The sequence below is a fragment of the Candidatus Phytoplasma pruni genome, from assembly GCF_013391955.1.
Lineage (GTDB): Bacteria > Bacillota_I > Bacilli_A > Acholeplasmatales > Acholeplasmataceae > Phytoplasma.
Window position 1 is genome coordinate 1 of sequence record NZ_JABUOH010000004.1, and the last position, 1203, is coordinate 1203.

The 1203-nt window shown below is 31.0% G+C and carries 2 protein-coding genes; both read left to right on the plus strand.

Going from position 1 to position 1203, the window contains the following annotated elements:
* A partial coding sequence (locus HR065_RS00180; RefSeq protein ID WP_178733905.1) for a DUF2963 domain-containing protein occupies positions 1-746 on the plus strand: 746 nt, incomplete at its 5' end.
* A gap of 177 nt (positions 747-923) precedes the next feature.
* Positions 924-1203: hypothetical protein (locus tag HR065_RS00185; RefSeq protein ID WP_178733906.1), on the plus strand; the 280-nt coding region annotated here is incomplete at its 3' end.

Here is a 1203-nt window from a genome sequence, read left to right on the forward strand (position 1 = left end):
AAAAATTAATTAAATCTAAAACATTTATAATCTTATCTATCTCTACCATATTCTTATCTACCATCATCTGTTATTTCATTTTTCAATTTAAAACACCGCCAACTACTCCAATTGTTTCAACCCCTCTCACAAAAGAAGAATTAAATCCAAAAGACGCTCAATCCTACCATCTTGCCCTCCAAAAATGGCTAATGGGTGCGCCTATTAAACAATTTGAAGATTACACCGCTTCCAACATCAGAGACCAACTGGGAAGAACTGACCTTACTCTTTATGATGCCACAGGAAAAAAACACCCTTATACCTATCAAAAAGGATGGTTATACGATAATTGGCAAATCGACGGAAAAGAATGTACGTTTTCAAAGGACCGTTATTTACAATATAACACCACTCCTCCTCCAACCCCTCCGCAAAATGTAAAAGTGGGTTATTATTTATTGGTGGAAGAATTTGAATTTAACCCTAACCATTTAATTAGAACTACCCAATATAACTCCGATGGGTCCAAAAAAATAACAGAGTACAATCCCCAAACCAAAACAAAAATTAAAGAAGTTGTTTGCCTGACGGATAATTTTATTCACTCTATCACTGATTTTGATAATTCTGGTAAAAAAACTAAAGAAATTTTTTACGACACGTGTGGTGCTAAAAATGTACGTGAATACAATCCTCATTCCGGCGATTTAATTAATTCCTCCTTTTATCCGAAAGAAACTAATAAAACCGAATATCACTTTTAACCCCCAGACCCTATCTAACCCGCAGGGTCTTTTTCTTTTAAATAAAAAGATTCAAAACTATTGCAAAAAAAAACGTATAATAAAAACATACTTAAAAAAAATAATAAAAAAGCGAGATTTAAAATGAAAAAATGAACTCCCAAAAAAGAATACCTTATTATAGGTGTTTTATTGATAATGTTTTTTTCCGTTATCGTCTATTTATATGGCATTAAAAAAATATCTACTAAATTTACCAACAAACCATCTCTTCAAAAGATTGCGTCTGTTGAAAAATACCAACAAAAGGATCCAGAAACAACTACTGAAGAAATAACTGTTAACAATAATACCATCAATACTACCAAATCTACCGTTGTTACCAAAACCAAAAAGAAACCTTCTGGCAAGTTACTTTTTGAAAAAAATAAAGAGTATTCCAACGAAGAAATAAAAAATATTTTAAATAATATTAATT